The sequence below is a fragment of the Hymenobacter aranciens genome (assembly GCF_030580865.1).
GTDB classification, from domain to species: Bacteria; Bacteroidota; Bacteroidia; order Cytophagales; family Hymenobacteraceae; genus Hymenobacter; species Hymenobacter aranciens.
In genome coordinates, this window is record NZ_JAUQSY010000024.1 from 1 (window position 1) to 14,593 (window position 14,593).

A 14,593-nucleotide genomic window follows, 5' to 3' on the forward strand; every position below is an offset into this window, starting at 1 on the left:
GACCTGGTCGTGCTGCGCGAGAAAGACAGCAATGGCAACTCCCTCGTGTTCGGCACCGGCACCAACCGCTACTGGAAGGTGTATCTGAATACTAGCACGGTGTCGGGCACAACTCAGTTTGCCGAAGCTCCTTTTGCGCTTTACCCGAACCCTGTCACCTCACAATTCCTACTGACGGGGCTACCTGCCTTATCTGCTCAGTACACCATATTGGACAACCTTGGCCGCACATTACAGTCAGGCAACTTTTTACCTACCAGCGAGCCCAAGGTGAACGTGCATGGCCTACCGTCAGGTTTGTATCTGCTCCAGGTGAACCAAGCTGGCAGCAGCCGCACGCTACGATTTGTGAAAGAATAGCCGCCCGGTCGACCCTCGTCAACAATAGGCCCCGCCCCACCCGGCGGGGCTTTTTTGTGTCCTTTTCTCCCGTGGCAGGCGCCGGCAATTTCGTTGCATGGAAACCCTGCAAATCGGCACCATCACCCGCCAGGTGCCCTCCACCTGGAACGAACTGCGGCGCAAGCAGCTGCTGCCCCTCCTGGCTGAACTCTACGCCCCGGAGCGGCCCGGCCGCCGGCTGCGGCTGCTGGCCCTGCTCACCGGCTTCCCGCTGCCCCTGCTCGGCACCCAGCCGGTGGTGGTGCTGGCCCAGCTGCTCCCGCTCACCAACTTCCTCTTTTCGGAGGAGCACCTGCTCACGGCCCAGCTGCTGCCCACCATCCAGCTTGCCGGCCGACTGCGGCGCCAGCGCACCTGGCACGGCCCGCGCGAGTACCTGCGCAACCTGCTCTTCGGCGAGTTCATGTTTGCCGACACCTACTTCGTGCTCTACAGCCTCCAGCAGCGCCCGGAGCACCTCGATAAGTTCCTCACCGTGCTCTACCGCCCGGCCCAGGAAGGCCTGGACGTGCACCACCCCGACTGGAAGGGCGACGTGCGCCAGCGCTTCAACGAGCACCAGCTCGACGCCCGCACCCCGCGCGTGGCCCAGGTGCCCGCCATTGAGAAGCTGGCCATCCTCACCTGGTATCGCGGCTGCCGCGCGCAGTTGGCCCTCGAATTTCCCGACGTGTTCCGCTCGGCCGAGGAGACCACCGACGACGCCAAAGCCCCGGACTGGAGCCGCGTGCTACGCAAGCTCTCGGGCGGCGCCTTCGGCACGCTCCAGCAAACGGCCGAGCAGCCCCTGCGCCTCATTCTGGCCGAAATGCAGGATGCGGCTGAGGAATATGACCGCCTTAAAAACCAGACCCGCACCTAGTTATGCGCAATTCCGAGTATGCCGCCCTGTTCAAGGGCAAGGCCCAGACCCACCAGCTCATCCGCCACCGCGACGACTCGCCCCGCTTCGCCCGCATCATCGTCAGCATCGACCCGCTGCAGCGCCAGGTCGACCTGCTGGAGATGCAGGAAACCCTGCTCGGCCGGCTGCTCAAGCCCGGCGCCGGCGAGCAGGTGCTCGTGCTCGAGTCCCTGCAGACGCAGTACACCGACAACCAGGGCGACAACTACCAGCGCCGCCGGCGGGGCGCCTTCTTCATCCTGGAGCAAGTGGCCAAAGGTCAGGACGCCTGGGATGTGCTTGACCGCACCGAGCAGACCGGCGAAGAAATACTGGGCGCCATCCTGGAAGACTACGCCGACGACGTGAAGGTGCGCTGGCCCATCAGCTCCATGAATGCCGACGCCGTGGGGCCGCTGCACGACGGCACCTGGTACGGCACCCGCTTCGACCTCGAATTTACCACCCCCGCCAACGCCGCCCTTACCTACCGGCCGGAGGCATTTACTGCGTAAGCCATGCTGATAGAGTTAATTACCTACTGGACAATCAGCGGCACCTACGGCAGCCAGGCCGACCAGGTGTACGGCACCTATTACGAGGCCGAGACCTGGTATTTCGACACGGCCACGCGCCAGGTCGTGCACACCCCGCGCCCGCTCGGCGGCTTCTACCAGCAGGAGCAGTCGGCCGGCGACCCGCCGCCCACGAGCTACAACCGGCCCACCACGGAGGAGTTCCACTTCTACGCTACCGGCGCCGACCGCATCGGCTTCTTCCACGACGGCGTGGGCGGCTTCACCACCGTCATCGACACGCTCACCATCAGCACGCAGGTCGTTAACAACCCCTGCTTCGGCAACCGCCTAGGCCAGATTCTGGTGGCCGTGGGGGGACTGACTGGCCCCTTCACCTACGCCTGGGACGACGGCCCCACCACCCGCGACCGCAGCCTGGTGGCCGCCGGCGGCTACCGCCTAACCGTGCGCGACGTGAGCGGGGCCGTGGCCTCCGCCCTGGTCACCGTGGGCGAAAACCCGGAAATCCTCGTTGTCGTGAGCAAGACCGGCGGCGACGTGAGCCTGCAAGTGAGTGGCGGCACGTCTCCCTACTCCCTCCTCTGGAGCGATGGCGCCACCACGGCCAACCGGCTGGGCCTGGCCGCCGGCCCCTACTCCTGCACCATTACCGACGCCGTGGGCTGCAGCAAAACGGTAGAGGTGCTGGTGAACGTCAACCAGTTTTTCTGGTCGCGCAACCCCATCGTGCTGGCCCTCGACGCCGGCGCCGCCTACCGCGCTAACCCCGCCACCAAGCCCAACCTCACCTTTTTGTGCGAGGTCTGGCTGGAGACAGCGTACCTGAGCGGGGTGTTTGAGCAGGTCGGCCCGGCGCTGGAGCAGCCGGCCGACGCCCAGGGCCGCACCGTGTTCGACGTGCAGGCCCTGCTCGACGCCTACCTGGACTGGCACGTGCCGGCGCCCACGCAGTTTGGGTTGCAGCGGGCCGACCCGCTGTTCCGCCGCTTCTACCTGGCCCACGCGGAGAGCTTCGGCACGCCGGCCGTGCGCGCGGGCACCACCGTGCGCGCCCAGAACTACGTGGTCAAAGGCGGGCTGAGCTTCTACGAGCAACAGGCCCGCACCTGGCACAACAGCTACCAGCCCAGCGTGCGCCCCTTCCTCACCTGGGAGCCGCCCACTAAGTCCGTGCTGCTCGACCAGCCCGAGTACCTCTATTACCAGGCCCAGCCGCTGGCCCCCGACGTGCTGCTGCGCGTGCGCGTCATTTTTGCCGATGGCACCACGCACGTGAGCAACTACGGTAGCGCCAGCCAGGTGCAACAATACGAGGTGTACGCCGGGGCCGTGGGCTACGCCCAGCTGGGCCTGGGCCGCCTCGACCGGCCCGCCAACCCGGTGCGGGCCTGGGAAGTCTTCGTGATGACGCCCGCCGGCACGCCGCTCAGCGAGGTGCGCCGCTACGAACTCGACCGCCGGCACTTCGCCCACCGGCGCTTCTTCCTCTTCGCCACCAGCCTGGGCGGCATGGCCACCTTCGCGGCCCTGGGCGAGGCCCAGCTCGACGTGGAGGTGAGGGGCGAGGAGGCCGCTCGCACGCTGCCCCCCAGCTACGACCCCCTGCGCGGCGACACGCTGGTGCTCGAGCGCAGCCTGCGTCCGGCGCTGAAGGTGGCCAGCTCCTTCCGCACCCGCGCCCAGCAGACCGCCGCCCAGGACTTGCTGCTCAGCCAGCGCGTGCTGCTGCTCAGCCGCGACGGGCGCTGGCTGCCGGGCGTGGTGAAGGCCAAAAACGCCACGCTGTTCGACGAGAGCAAGGCCGTGCCCACGCTGGAGTTTGAGTTCTACCTGCCCACTGAGCGCCTGTTCACGCCCCCGTTGGGCACCGACCAGGTCACTTACACTACACCATTGCTGCCATGATTGGACTGAAAGTCGCCGGCGGCTGGCTCGACCTGGCCGCCGGCACCATCTCGATGGAAATCAACAACCCGCTCTTCGACACGGAGTCCGTGCCGGGCACCATCACTTACCCCTTCGCCCTGGTGCTCTCGCCCGACAACCTGGTGCGCCTGAACTTCCCGCACCTGCGCGCCGACCAGGGTGAGCGGGTGGCACCCGAGCCGACCGAGTTTTACATTGATGGGGTGATGCGCTGGGTGGGCAGCCTGGTGTACCTGGAGCACGACGAGGAGCGTGCCCAGCTGCTCTACAACTTCGTGGCCGAGGCCGCCGACCTGCAGAGCCGCATCGCCGGCCGGCAGCTGCGCGACCTGGCCCTGGGTGACGTGCCGCTGGTGCTCACCCACGACGCGGCCGACTACGCCCTGCCCTGCCTGGTCAACAGCCAGTTCTACGAGGCCGAGAAGGCGCCGGACTACTGCGGCGTGGTCAACCAGTACACCGGCGGCACCTACCGGCCGACGCTGTATCCGGGCAACGGGGCCGTGCTGCACTCGCCCATCGTGCCCTTCCTGCGCCTGGTGCCATTGCTACGCCGGGTGCTGGCGGCCGTGGGCTACGGCCTGAGCGGCGAGTGGCTGAACGAGCCCGAGGTGCAGGCGCTGGTTATCTACTCGAACCGCGCGGCCGAGGAGGCCGATGCCAGCCTGCCGGCGACCATCACGCTCAGCCAGTATGTGCCCGACATGGAGGTGGCCACGCTGCTGCTGGCCCTCCAGAAGTTCTTCGGCCTGGCCTACACCTTCCACCCGGTGCGCCGGGAGCTGCGCATCCGCACGCTGCGCGACGTGCTGGCCGACCCGGCGTACCAGGTGCGCACCGGCGGGCCGGCCCGCTCGACGGCCGTCACCCAGCAGGGCTTCGTGCTGACGATGGCCACCCCGGGCGACGACCTGGACAAGTCGCTCGGCACCAGCTGGGCCACCCTGCGCGTGGGCGGAGGCCAGCAGGAGCTGCAAGTGGAGGCGGGCACGCTGCATGTCGTGCCCACACGCGACCCGATTTTCACCGACCGGGAGTGGCTCGTGCCCTGCGCGGAGGCCAAGGGCGCCAGCCTGGCCTACGAAACGGGCGACGACTCCAGTGTGGGCCTGTTCCTACTGCTCGACCGCGGCCTGCAGCCCGACAAGCTGGGCCAGCTCTACCCGCTGGCCACCTGGGGCCGCGAGAACGGCGACGGCTTCCCGGTGGGCGCCAGCACGCTGCACTGGGATGGCTCCTTCGGCCTATACGCCACCTGGCACCAGGCCTGGCTGGACTTCCTCGACCGGGCCACCACGAAGGAGCGCGCCATGCAGCTGCGCGTGGGTGCCCTGCTCACCCTCGACCCCACCCGCAAGGAACTGGTCGACGGCAAGAAGTACCTCTGGGAGAAGGTGTCGCTCAACCTGAGCACCACCGGCACCCCCCTCGAAACTGCCCAATTCACTTACCGCTACTGCCGCTTATGAGCACTCCCTCCACCCCGCGCGAGCTGGCCACGGCCTGGCTCGACATCACCGTCGAGCGCTTCGTGGCCAACATGAAGGCGCTCAGGATTCAGAACACCGGCACGCTGCTGGCCTCCTTTAAAAAGGAAGTCGTAGGTGGCGCTGAGGGCGACCCGCTGAAGCTGCGTCTCTCTTACGCCCTGTATGGCAAGTTCGTCGACATGGGCGTCGGGCGGGGCCACGGCAAGGGCGTCACCAAAGGCGACGACGGCTACGACCGCCTGCGCAATTCGCGGGGCAAGCTCCGCCGGCAGAAGCGCAAGCCCCGGGCCTGGTATTCGAAGGAAGTGGCCTTCCAGACCAAGCGCCTCTCCGAATTGATGCTCAGCCTCTACGGGCAGTTATACGTCACCCGCGCTACCGACGCCCTACCCGGCGAGGTGGCCATCAACTTTTAACTTTTAACGCTGGCCCAATGGCTACTGACAAAGAACAACGGGAGGTTGAAATAGTCCTCAAAGCCCAGGAGGCCAACGCCTCCATCAAGGACATGGCTGCCGGCGTGGCGCTGATGAATAATCAGCTCGCCAAGATGGCCCAGGACGACCCGCGCCGGGAGCAGCTCAAGCAGGATTTCCAGCAGCTGAGCACCCGCGTGGGCGAGGCCCGCGCGGAGCTCAAGGACATGAGCCACACCTCTGCCGAGGTGGTGCTCAACGGCCAGAAAGTGAGTGCCTCCTTCAACGAGATGGAGAAGGCCGCCAAAACCCTGGAGGCCCAGCTCAACGACCTCTCGGCCGACGACCCCGGCCGGAAAAAGATGCTCGCCGACTACCAGGCCCTGCAGGAGCGTATCGAAGGCGTGAAACAGGAAATGGGCAGCGCCACGCAGGAGAGCAGCGTCTTCACCCAGGCCCTGGCCTTCGCCGGCGTCACGGTCGGGGCCGAAGCCGTGCTGGAGGGCGTCATGGAACTGGGGCAGGAAATCATGGCCACCACGAAGGAGGTCGAGACCCTGCGCAGCTCCATCAACACGATGACCGGCGCCGCCGGCGCCGACCTGGACGGGCTCACCACGTCGGTGCTGGCCACGGCCCGCACCTTCGGCCAGGACTACAACGAGGTGCTGGTCGCCAGCAACACGCTCAGCAAGCAGATGGGTGTCAGCCAGCAGGAGGCTATGCGGCTGATTCAGCAGGGCTTCCTGGCCGGGGCCGACGCCGGCGGCGACTTCCTCGACCAGGTAAAGGAGTACGCGCCGCAATTCAAGGCCGCCGGCTACGAGGCCGACCAGTTTATCGGCCACATTACCAATGCCTCATTGGGGGGGGTCTTCGACGACAAGGGCGCCGACGTGGTGAAGGAGTTCGGCCTGCGCATCCGGGAGCAGACGACGGCCACCACCGACGCCATGCAGGCGGCTTTCGGCGCCGAGTTTACCAACGACATCTTCGGGGGCATTAAAAACGGCAGCCTGACGGTGCAGCAGGCCCTGCAGCGGGTGAGCAAGGAAATGGACGAGACCAAAATCCCGGCCAACCAGCTCCAGACCGTGATTGCCGACGTGTTCGGCGGGCCGGGCGAGGACGCCGGCCTGGCCTACCTGCAGTCGCTGAAAAACGTGGGCAAGGGCGTGGACGAGATGGTCGACAAAACCAACGCCTACACCCAGCGCCAGGAGCGGCTGCTGGTTTCGCAGACCGAGCTGGCCGAAGCCCAGAACGAGCTGACCAAGCAACTGGAGGGCAGCGGCACGGCGATGGATACGCTGGCCAACCAGGGCATGACCATGCTCTACACCCTGCTGGCCTCGCTGGCCACCACCTTCGACGAGTTGGTGCAGCCGGTAAAGGACATCTGGAACTCGCTGCTGGAGCTGGGCCAGTCAATGGGCTGGGTCAGCGAGAAGGGCCTCACGGCCAAAGGCGTGGCGCAGGCCCTGGGCGACGTCATCCACTGGCTGCTGACGCCCACGCGGCTGCTTTGGGGCCTGTTGGCCGACATCACGAAGGCCACCGTGGCGTGGGCCGAGAAGTCCGACTTCGCGCGGGGCGTGCTCGTGGCCCTGACGGCACCCATTCGTGATTTGTACGAGCTACTCACCAACGGCCCGGCGTACTTCGCCGGCTTCTCGGCCGCGGCCGAGAGCAGCTTCGGCACCATCGGCCGGGCCTGGCGCCTGGTGAAGAACCGCGAGTTCGGGGCAGCGGCCACCGAGATGGGCGACCTGGGCAAAAAGGCCGGCGACGCCTTTTCGATGGCCTTTGACCAGGCGCTGGTGGTGAAGGCGAAGGCCGACGCCGCCGATGGCAGTGGCGAGAAGAAGCAGGAGCAACTGGATAAACGCGACCAGAGCGGCGACGGGCAAACCGAAGCTGACCGCGCCAAAGCCGAGAAGGCCGCCAAGACCGCCCGCGACAAGGCCGAGCGGGAGCGCAAGGCCGAGGCGCTGAAGGCCGCCCAGGAGCGCCTCAACGACTTGAAGCAATGGGTGAAGGAGGAAGGACAGGTGCTGGAGCAGCGCAATGCCCTGCGCGACTCGCTTGACCAGGTCGCCTACACCGACGAGGCCCTGCGCCGGCAGCAGCAGGAGCAGAAGATTCTCGACCAGGCCACGGCCCATCTTGATAAGCTCACCGGCAAGGAGGTCGATTACAGCACCCGGGTGCTCGACATCGTCAAGGAGCGCGACCTGCAGCTGCGCGAGCTGGCCGCCAAGTTTGCCGAGCAGGATAAGAAAGAGGCTGAGCAGGCGCTCGACGAGAAAATCAAACTCAATGAGGCGCAGTTGGAGGTTGAGCTGGCCCAGCTCGAGCTGCTGCGTACGCAGGCGGCCGAGTATGCCACCCGCGACCGGGAGGACGAGCTGGCGAAGCGCGACGAGAAAACGGCCCAGGCGGATGCCGACATGCTCGACGAGCTGGCCCGCGCGGAACTGAAGGTAGCCAACGGTGTCGTCACCCAGCAGAGCTACGACGACGCCATTTTCGACGTGAAGCAGGCGGCCCGGGAGCGGGAGCTGGCCTATATCAGGGAGAAAAACGGCGAGGAGTCAGCCGAGTATAAGAAGCTGCTGGCCGAGAAGCTCAGAGCCCAGGCCGACCACACGACGAAGGCGAAGAAGACGGAGGACGACCTGGCCAGATTCAAGGGCAAGCTCGCCGAGGCGGATAAGTTCATGAACAGCGACAACGTCAAGTTCCTGGAGGAGAGCATCGGCAAGCAGACGGTACTGTACAAGACCTTCCAGGTGGCGCGCAAGGCCCTGGCCATCGCCAACATCGGCATGTCGCTGGTGGATGAAATCCAGCAGTATTGGGCCACGGCCGCCGGCATGGGGCCGGTTGCCGGCCCCATCTACGGCATCGGCATGAGCGGGCTGGCCACCATTCGGAGTGGCATGGCCATCGCCAAAGTGTCCGGCTTCCGGGAGGGCGGCGCCACCGGCGAGGGCGTGGTGGTGCAGCGCCCCAACATGGGCGGCCTGCTCGACGTGGTCAGCGCGGCCACCGGCCTGCGCATCGGCACCGGCGGCCAGCTCACCGACGCCCAGGGCTACGAGGTGGCCGGCGTCGTGCACAAAAACGAGTACGTCATCCCGGAGTGGATGCGCGCCGACCCGCAGGTGATGCAGGTCGAGAACTGGCTCGAGGCCCGCCGGCAGCGCGGCTTCTACGAGGGCGGCCCCACGTCGGCGGGCAGCCGGCCGGCCGCGGCCGGCGACGAGCAGCCGCGGCCCGACCAGGCTGCTGGCGACCCGCGCCTGGTGCAGGTGCTGGAGTCGCTCGACCAGCGCTTGCGCCAGGTGGAGCAGTGGCCCGAGCGGCTCGACGTCGGGCTCGACCTCATCCAACTGGACCGCGCCCAGAAAAAGCTGAAGCAGGTCATGACGAACACCGGCATAAAATCGTCCGACTAGGCGTTCGAAAAACCTGCCGAAAAAAGGCCCCAAAAACCAGCGTTTTTGAGGCCTTTGGCGTGGGTCAGATTATTGTTCGGAAAACAGTAGTTTTGGGAATCACTAAACGACTCAAAACTCATGGCAGACCAAGACCACAAATGGGATGTTTTCATTTCTTATGCCTCAGAGGATAGGGCAGAATTAGCCGGGCCTTTAGCAGAGAGGCTAGCTAGCTTTGGCGTAAAGGTTTGGTTCGATAAGTTTGAACTTCGTATTGGTGATAGTTTGCGTGAGCGCATAGATGAAGGACTGTCACAAAGCCGGTATGGCATTGTGATTCTATCACCTGCCTTCTTTAGCAAACACTATCCTGTCCGAGAACTGAATGGTTTATCGCAACTCGAGATAAACGGAGAAAAAGTGCTACTTCCTATTTGGAAGGATGTATCTGACCAAGAAGTGCGCAAATTCTCACCGCCACTGGCAGATAGAGTAGCATTGACTTTCGACAGGGGAATTGATGTTATTACCTCTGAGATTGTTCAGAAGGTACGTCCTGACATCTTAGAAGATGTTAAAAAAAGGCTTGCCGAGCATATTAGCCTGCATAAGACCAAATCCGGACATGAAATAATCAGAGCAGCCGCTCAAGCTAACATGGTAACCCATGTTAACGAAGACCCCAATAATGCTATTGAGGTCAAACTTATTGGTGAGTTTTTACAGGGTGTCGAAGAGATTGCCGATGTGCATGACCTCATGACTGTAGAGCAGCGAGTTCAACTTGGTGTTGATATGACACAAGAGATTGAGCGGCTAGCAGAGAACGGTTGGAGCGTATACATGGCTCCCGTGCCTGCATCCATTGTGTTAAGTGGGAAGAAGGTCAAGATGAAAGGGCTAGCCGTGGCTGTAGTGCGTTCTGATTGCGAAAGCATTACACACCGAGAAGACCGGTTCTTCATTTATAGGAAACCCAACAATTAGACTTTATGACCGCCGCCCTCTACGCCCGCGTCAGTACCCGCGACAAGGGCCAGACCAACGACAACCAGCTCCACGAGCTGCGGGCCTTTGCCGAGCGGCTGGGCTATACCATCTATCAGGAGTACTGCGACCAGGAAAGCGGCGGCACCGCCGAGCGCCCCGCGTTCCAGCAGTTATTTCTCGACGCCCACCAGCGGCGCTTCGACGTGGTGCTGTTCTGGAGCCTCGACCGCTTCAGCCGCGAGGGCGTGACCGAAACCCTGAACCACTTGCAGCGCCTGGGCGCGGCCGGGGTGCAGTTCAAGTCCTTCACCGAGCAGTACCTCGACAGCACCGGCGTGTTCAAGGATGCCATCGTGGCTATCCTGGCCGCCATTGCCAAGCAGGAGCGCGTGCGCTTCTCTGAGCGCATCAAGGCCGGGCAGGCCCGCAGCAGCAAGAAGCCGGGGCGGCCCACGCTCCCCGCGGCGAAGGTGGCTGAGCTACGCCGGTTGCGCGAGGAAGGGTTGAGCTTTAAGAAAATTCAGGTAGTGACCGGGGTGCCGGTGGCTACGATGCACAAGTACATAGCTAACAATTAGCTATGCCGTTTTTAAAGCTCTCTAAAGTAAAACGGCATCTTTTAGTTAAGAACACCAGTAAGAATTGTCTTCCCATTATTTCCCCAATGCCATTATCTGAAGAGGAGTTGGTAGAACGCCTAATTGCGCGCGATGAGCAGGCAATGACTGCTTTTTACAACGAGCATCACAAGCCGCTGTACACGGTGATTTTCCGGTTGGTCCGTAACGCGGAAACAACTGAAGATGTGTTACAAGAGGGATTGGTAAAGCTTTGGCAGACTATAAAACTGTATGACGCGACGAAGGGCCGTTTATTTACCTGGGCCACGAGGATTTGCTGTAATGTGGCGATTGACTATTTGCGGAGCAAGCGGCACCGGATGGCAATACGTACGCAGCCGCTGGAGGACAGTCCCGTTGATTCTTATAGCTCTTCCGATGGCTTTCAGCCCGAGACAGTTGGCATTAAGGAACTAGTGCAGCAGCTACCACTGCCCGCTGCTCATTTGCAACTGCTGGATTTATTATACATTCAAGGATTTACCCAAGTAGAAGCAGCGGAAGAAATGCAGATTCCCTTAGGCACGGTGAAGACGTGGACAACGAAAGCAAAGAAGTTTCTGGCACGCCTGGATTCGTGAGAATATTACACCACTAGTTATAGGAGCCCGGCCCACCAGCCGGGCTTTTCCATGCCCCCATTTCTCACCAGTGAAAAATAACTCCTACCTTCGTCCCGCTAAACATCATGGTGGACGACTGCCACTCAAAACCTAGTCGGGGCTTTTCGAGTGGCATTCCTATGTCAAGGCGTTTCTCAACCACGGCAAAGGTTGGGCAGAGGGGGGTATCCGTGAGGACCCCAGACAATCACTTCACCGTGATGTTTAGCACCTGTGTCCCAACCGATGCCGTGCTTTGTTTTTGGTTGTCATGCTAAACACCAAACAAGCCATTACCGCCCCCAGCCTGCGCGTGCTCAGGAAGCCGCTGCAGGAATTCTTTGACCGGGTCAGCGCACCCGTCAACCTGAGCCTGACGCTCAACCGCCTCATCTTCGATTCGCTCCTGCGGCAGACCACCTTCCTGCCCGACGAACTCGAAAACCTCCACGCCCTGCTCGACCTGCTGCTCGTGTGCCAGGCCCTATCCGGTGCCACCATCGTCGCGGAAGCATGAAGCGCCCCTTCTTCCTCCGCCCCCGGCTCCGCCACGACGAGGCCAGCCTCATCGCCCAACTGGCCCTCACCAGCAGCATCCCCGCCCGCCAGCTCGAAGAGCTCCGCTACCTACTGCGCCGCTTCACCCCGGCCCGCATCCTGGCCGCCATCCACCAGGCCTCGGCCGACTTTGCCGACGCCGGTGGCCCCGACTGGCCCCGCACCCGCCGCGACGAAGACGCTTACTTTCTGCTGCTCGACGGCCTGCAATCCCTCACCAGGGTGTACACCTACCTCCCCCTGGCGGCTTGAGCATGGACCAGCAACCCCTGCCCCCGCCCCTGGTCGAGCCCATCTTCGTCGATGACGTGACGATGGACCAATTCTTCCAACGCTACAACCTGCACCCGCTGACCCCGGTCAGCAAATTCGAGTTTCAGCTCGTGATGATAGCCGCCGCCCTCGAGCAGCGCATCCGTGAGCTCGACCCCGATGTGTAAGTTGTAACAAAAAGCCCCGGCCGACTCCGGGGCTTTTTTTATGCGCTGTTGCGAGGCTCAATTTTTGCCCTGTCAGCCGCTTACAATCATCTTTTTCCTACCAATTCATGCAAACGGATAGAGTCAATGAACAGCAAACGCTTCCCGCTTTTACGCCAGCCGTAGAGAAGTATTATGCACTGGTCGACAATCCTTACGCCTCATCTACCCTGGCGCGGCGCATCTTTTTCGAGTTCCTACGCACCGGCAGTACCCTTACTGACGACGAAATCCAGACCTGCCACGCCATCGCCGACCTGCTGGCCGAGCTGGAGCAGGCCCGTCGCCACTCCCTCTGACAAAAAGCCCTGGCACCTGCCAGGGCTTTTTTAGGCGTGCAGGGCATCCAGCCGGTCAATTTCGGCCTGCTTCATCTTCGCATCGACGTGGACGTATTTCATCGTCATCGTCAGGTGCTTGTGCCCCATCAGCTTTTGCAGCACTTCCACCTTGCCCCCTTGCCGCGAAAAGTGCGTGGCGAACGTCTCCCGGCCCACGTGGTGGTGCAGCTTGGTTTTGATGCCCAGGGCCGCCCCTATTTTCCGCAGCTTGGTGTTCGTCGCCTGGTCGGCGTACAAGTGAAAGCCGGCGCATTCGTTTTCGCGCTGGCTGTCCTGCAAATAGCCCAGGGCCTTTTTGGTGATGGGCAGCACTAGGTCTTTCTCATCGTGCTGGTAGGTTTTGTGGGGCATCAGCTCCATCAGCTGCCCTTCAATCTTCATCTTGCCCACTTGCTTCAGGTCGCCCAGCCGGAGGCCGCAGTGGCAGCTAAAAAGGAATTTCTGCAGCACCCGCCGCTGCCACGAGCGCGGCACCTGCTGCGTGTAGTGGTGCTCGAGTAGCGCCAGTTCATCTTCGCTCAGCGCCTTCCACTTCCCATCCACGCGCTTATTCACGAAGTACTCGTAGGGGTCTTCAAACGCAATTTTATCCCGCCTCGCCAGCGTCAGGTACGCTTTTATATTGCGGTGGCGCCCCGAGCGGGTGTTGGTGCAGCTCTTGTGCACGCTTTTCATCCACGAGTCGAAGTCGCCCGCGAAATCGTGGGTAAATGAGTTAAACGGCAGCGGCACGTGCGGCGTGCCTGCTGGCCGGCCGGCATGGTAGCCCCGCCCCCACGGCTTGTGCTTGCGCGGGTTTTGCAGGTAAATCAGGTATTCCTGCAGCTTATACAGGGTCGAGAGGTGTTTTTTCTTCGTCGACTCGGATATCTGCCCCAGCCGCCAGCGCTTGGTGATGCGCTTCTCCATGTACTCCAGGAAGTCGGCCCGGCTGGCGCTGCTGTTGTATTCCCGCTGAAACTCGTCCACCGTAAGGAACTGGCCATTGAGGTGGTAACGCCGGGCCACCGCGTTGGCATCTCCCAGGGCTTTGCCGATAATCAGATTATTGTGCTCAGCCGCGGCCGCCAGGTCTGGCCCCACCGCCGCCTGCAGATTTTGCAGGGCTTCGTCATACCCCTTCTTCCGCCTGGCCGTGGGCAGCCGCACCAGGCAGTAGCCGGCCCCGGCATCAAACAAGGCCTCGGGCCAGGAGAAGCCCAGGGGCAGGTGCAGCGTTTTTCGATTCAGGATAATCTGGAGCCGGGCCGTGTTCAATCCGTTCTTCTGCGCCGGCGTTCGGAGGTTGATTGTGGCTGAAAAATTCACGTGTCAAACATTTGTCAAACAGAAACGCCAAAACCCCCATCGAAAACCTGCATTTCCAAGCTGGAATGCGGGTTCCCGATGAGGGTTTTGGCTAAAAAATGGTACTGCGTACCCCGTAAGGGACTCGAACCCCTGACCGTCCGCTTAGAAGGCGGATGCTCTATCCAGCTGAGCTAACGAGGCAGAATCAGGTATCTGCGGAGAAGAACGATGGTCGGTGCAGAAATAAAAAAAGTGCTCCAAGACGGCCAAGGAGCACTTTTTATAGATGACGGATTGCTGGGAAAGCTGCCATCCGTTGGCTGCGGGCAGCTCCCTGGTGTGTCGGGGTGGCAGGATTCGAACCTACGACCTCCTGCTCCCAAAGCAGGCGCGATACCGGGCTACGCTACACCCCGAAAACAAATTATGAGTTAAAAATTATAAGTTATGGGTCAGCTGACCAACTCATAATTCATAATTTTTAACTCATCACTAAAAACAGCGGAGAGAGGGGGATTCGAACCCCCGGTAGCCTTTAGAGCTACGGCAGTTTAGCAAACTACTGGTTTCAGCCACTCACCCATCTCTCCGGATTGGCTGCGCTCCCGTCCGAA

15 protein-coding genes and 3 tRNA genes are annotated in these 14,593 nt (G+C 62.3%); 14 read left to right on the forward strand and 4 right to left on the reverse strand.

The window, feature by feature from the left end:
• The 14 genes from Q5H93_RS23215 to Q5H93_RS23280 form a co-directional block, all read left to right on the forward strand.
• A partial coding sequence (locus Q5H93_RS23215) for a T9SS type A sorting domain-containing protein (protein WP_305009124.1) occupies positions 1 to 360 on the forward strand: 360 nt, incomplete at its 5' end.
• A gap of 97 nt (positions 361 to 457) precedes the next feature.
• Positions 458 to 1,264 (forward strand): hypothetical protein, encoded by an 807-nt coding sequence (locus tag Q5H93_RS23220; protein WP_305009125.1) that lies wholly within the window; start codon positions 458 to 460, stop codon positions 1,262 to 1,264.
• A 2-nt stretch (positions 1,265 to 1,266) separates the two neighbouring features.
• On the forward strand, positions 1,267 to 1,800 hold the full coding sequence (locus tag Q5H93_RS23225; RefSeq protein WP_305009126.1) for a hypothetical protein: 534 nt from the start codon (positions 1,267 to 1,269) through the stop codon (positions 1,798 to 1,800).
• Between the two features lie 3 nt (positions 1,801 to 1,803).
• A complete protein-coding gene (locus Q5H93_RS23230; protein ID WP_305009127.1) occupies positions 1,804 to 3,729 on the forward strand; it encodes a SprB repeat-containing protein in 1,926 nt (641 codons plus the stop codon).
• The gene (locus Q5H93_RS23235; RefSeq protein WP_305009128.1) at positions 3,726 to 5,219 is read left to right on the forward strand and encodes a hypothetical protein; all 1,494 of its coding nucleotides are present in this window, start codon (positions 3,726 to 3,728) and stop codon (positions 5,217 to 5,219) included. Before Q5H93_RS23230 ends, Q5H93_RS23235 begins: the two co-directional genes overlap by 4 nt.
• Positions 5,216 to 5,656: a hypothetical protein gene (locus tag Q5H93_RS23240; protein ID WP_305009129.1), complete on the forward strand. Its 441-nt coding sequence runs from the start codon at positions 5,216 to 5,218 to the stop codon at positions 5,654 to 5,656. Before Q5H93_RS23235 ends, Q5H93_RS23240 begins: the two co-directional genes overlap by 4 nt.
• A gap of 17 nt (positions 5,657 to 5,673) precedes the next feature.
• Positions 5,674 to 9,117: a phage tail tape measure protein gene (locus Q5H93_RS23245; protein ID WP_305009130.1), complete on the forward strand. Its 3,444-nt coding sequence runs from the start codon at positions 5,674 to 5,676 to the stop codon at positions 9,115 to 9,117.
• A gap of 120 nt (positions 9,118 to 9,237) precedes the next feature.
• Entirely contained in the window at positions 9,238 to 10,086 is an 849-nt protein-coding gene (locus Q5H93_RS23250) for a toll/interleukin-1 receptor domain-containing protein (protein ID WP_305009131.1), read from the forward strand.
• Between the two features lie 5 nt (positions 10,087 to 10,091).
• Positions 10,092 to 10,667: a recombinase family protein gene (locus tag Q5H93_RS23255; RefSeq protein ID WP_305009132.1), complete on the forward strand. Its 576-nt coding sequence runs from the start codon at positions 10,092 to 10,094 to the stop codon at positions 10,665 to 10,667.
• A gap of 86 nt (positions 10,668 to 10,753) precedes the next feature.
• Positions 10,754 to 11,290: an RNA polymerase sigma factor gene (locus Q5H93_RS23260; RefSeq protein WP_305009133.1), complete on the forward strand. Its 537-nt coding sequence runs from the start codon at positions 10,754 to 10,756 to the stop codon at positions 11,288 to 11,290.
• A gap of 292 nt (positions 11,291 to 11,582) precedes the next feature.
• Positions 11,583 to 11,828 (forward strand): hypothetical protein, encoded by a 246-nt coding sequence (locus Q5H93_RS23265; protein WP_305009134.1) that lies wholly within the window; start codon positions 11,583 to 11,585, stop codon positions 11,826 to 11,828.
• Positions 11,825 to 12,121, forward strand: coding sequence for a hypothetical protein (locus tag Q5H93_RS23270; RefSeq protein WP_305009135.1), 297 nt, complete (start codon positions 11,825 to 11,827; stop codon positions 12,119 to 12,121). Before Q5H93_RS23265 ends, Q5H93_RS23270 begins: the two co-directional genes overlap by 4 nt.
• A 2-nt stretch (positions 12,122 to 12,123) precedes the next feature.
• Positions 12,124 to 12,309: a hypothetical protein gene (locus Q5H93_RS23275; RefSeq protein ID WP_305009136.1), complete on the forward strand. Its 186-nt coding sequence runs from the start codon at positions 12,124 to 12,126 to the stop codon at positions 12,307 to 12,309.
• A gap of 107 nt (positions 12,310 to 12,416) precedes the next feature.
• The gene (locus Q5H93_RS23280) at positions 12,417 to 12,647 is read left to right on the forward strand and encodes a hypothetical protein (protein WP_305009137.1); all 231 of its coding nucleotides are present in this window, start codon (positions 12,417 to 12,419) and stop codon (positions 12,645 to 12,647) included.
• A gap of 30 nt (positions 12,648 to 12,677) precedes the next feature.
• Here the strand turns inward: Q5H93_RS23280 and Q5H93_RS23285 are convergent, their stop codons facing one another.
• The 4 genes from Q5H93_RS23285 to Q5H93_RS23300 all read right to left on the reverse strand — a co-directional run bounded on the left by Q5H93_RS23285 (position 12,678) and on the right by Q5H93_RS23300 (position 14,569).
• On the reverse strand, positions 12,678 to 13,997 hold the full coding sequence (locus tag Q5H93_RS23285; RefSeq protein ID WP_305009138.1) for a tyrosine-type recombinase/integrase: 1,320 nt from the start codon (positions 13,995 to 13,997) through the stop codon (positions 12,678 to 12,680).
• 109 nt (positions 13,998 to 14,106) lie between these two features.
• A tRNA-Arg gene (locus Q5H93_RS23290) sits at positions 14,107 to 14,180 on the reverse strand.
• A 141-nt stretch (positions 14,181 to 14,321) separates the two neighbouring features.
• Positions 14,322 to 14,395: transfer RNA gene (locus tag Q5H93_RS23295), tRNA-Pro, on the reverse strand.
• Between the two features lie 86 nt (positions 14,396 to 14,481).
• Positions 14,482 to 14,569: transfer RNA gene (locus tag Q5H93_RS23300), tRNA-Ser, on the reverse strand.
• Positions 14,570 to 14,593 lie beyond the last annotated feature (24 nt).

Excerpts from the sequence above, each read along its gene's own strand:
- Q5H93_RS23270 (WP_305009135.1), top strand. The coding sequence starts at position 11,825 with ATGAAGCGCCCCTTCTTCCTCCGCCCCCGGCTCCGCCACGACGAGGCC.
- Q5H93_RS23255 (WP_305009132.1), top strand. The coding sequence starts at position 10,092 with ATGACCGCCGCCCTCTACGCCCGCGTCAGTACCCGCGACAAGGGCCAG.
- Q5H93_RS23245 (WP_305009130.1), top strand. The coding sequence starts at position 5,674 with ATGGCTACTGACAAAGAACAACGGGAGGTTGAAATAGTCCTCAAAGCC.
- Q5H93_RS23250 (WP_305009131.1), top strand. The coding sequence starts at position 9,238 with ATGGCAGACCAAGACCACAAATGGGATGTTTTCATTTCTTATGCCTCA.
- Q5H93_RS23240 (WP_305009129.1), top strand. The coding sequence starts at position 5,216 with ATGAGCACTCCCTCCACCCCGCGCGAGCTGGCCACGGCCTGGCTCGAC.
- Q5H93_RS23225 (WP_305009126.1), top strand. The coding sequence starts at position 1,267 with ATGCGCAATTCCGAGTATGCCGCCCTGTTCAAGGGCAAGGCCCAGACC.
- Q5H93_RS23265 (WP_305009134.1), top strand. The coding sequence starts at position 11,583 with ATGCTAAACACCAAACAAGCCATTACCGCCCCCAGCCTGCGCGTGCTC.
- Q5H93_RS23235 (WP_305009128.1), top strand. The coding sequence starts at position 3,726 with ATGATTGGACTGAAAGTCGCCGGCGGCTGGCTCGACCTGGCCGCCGGC.
- Q5H93_RS23280 (WP_305009137.1), top strand. The coding sequence starts at position 12,417 with ATGCAAACGGATAGAGTCAATGAACAGCAAACGCTTCCCGCTTTTACG.
- Q5H93_RS23230 (WP_305009127.1), top strand. The coding sequence starts at position 1,804 with ATGCTGATAGAGTTAATTACCTACTGGACAATCAGCGGCACCTACGGC.
- Q5H93_RS23220 (WP_305009125.1), top strand. The coding sequence starts at position 458 with ATGGAAACCCTGCAAATCGGCACCATCACCCGCCAGGTGCCCTCCACC.
- Q5H93_RS23260 (WP_305009133.1), top strand. The coding sequence starts at position 10,754 with ATGCCATTATCTGAAGAGGAGTTGGTAGAACGCCTAATTGCGCGCGAT.
- Q5H93_RS23275 (WP_305009136.1), top strand. The coding sequence starts at position 12,124 with ATGGACCAGCAACCCCTGCCCCCGCCCCTGGTCGAGCCCATCTTCGTC.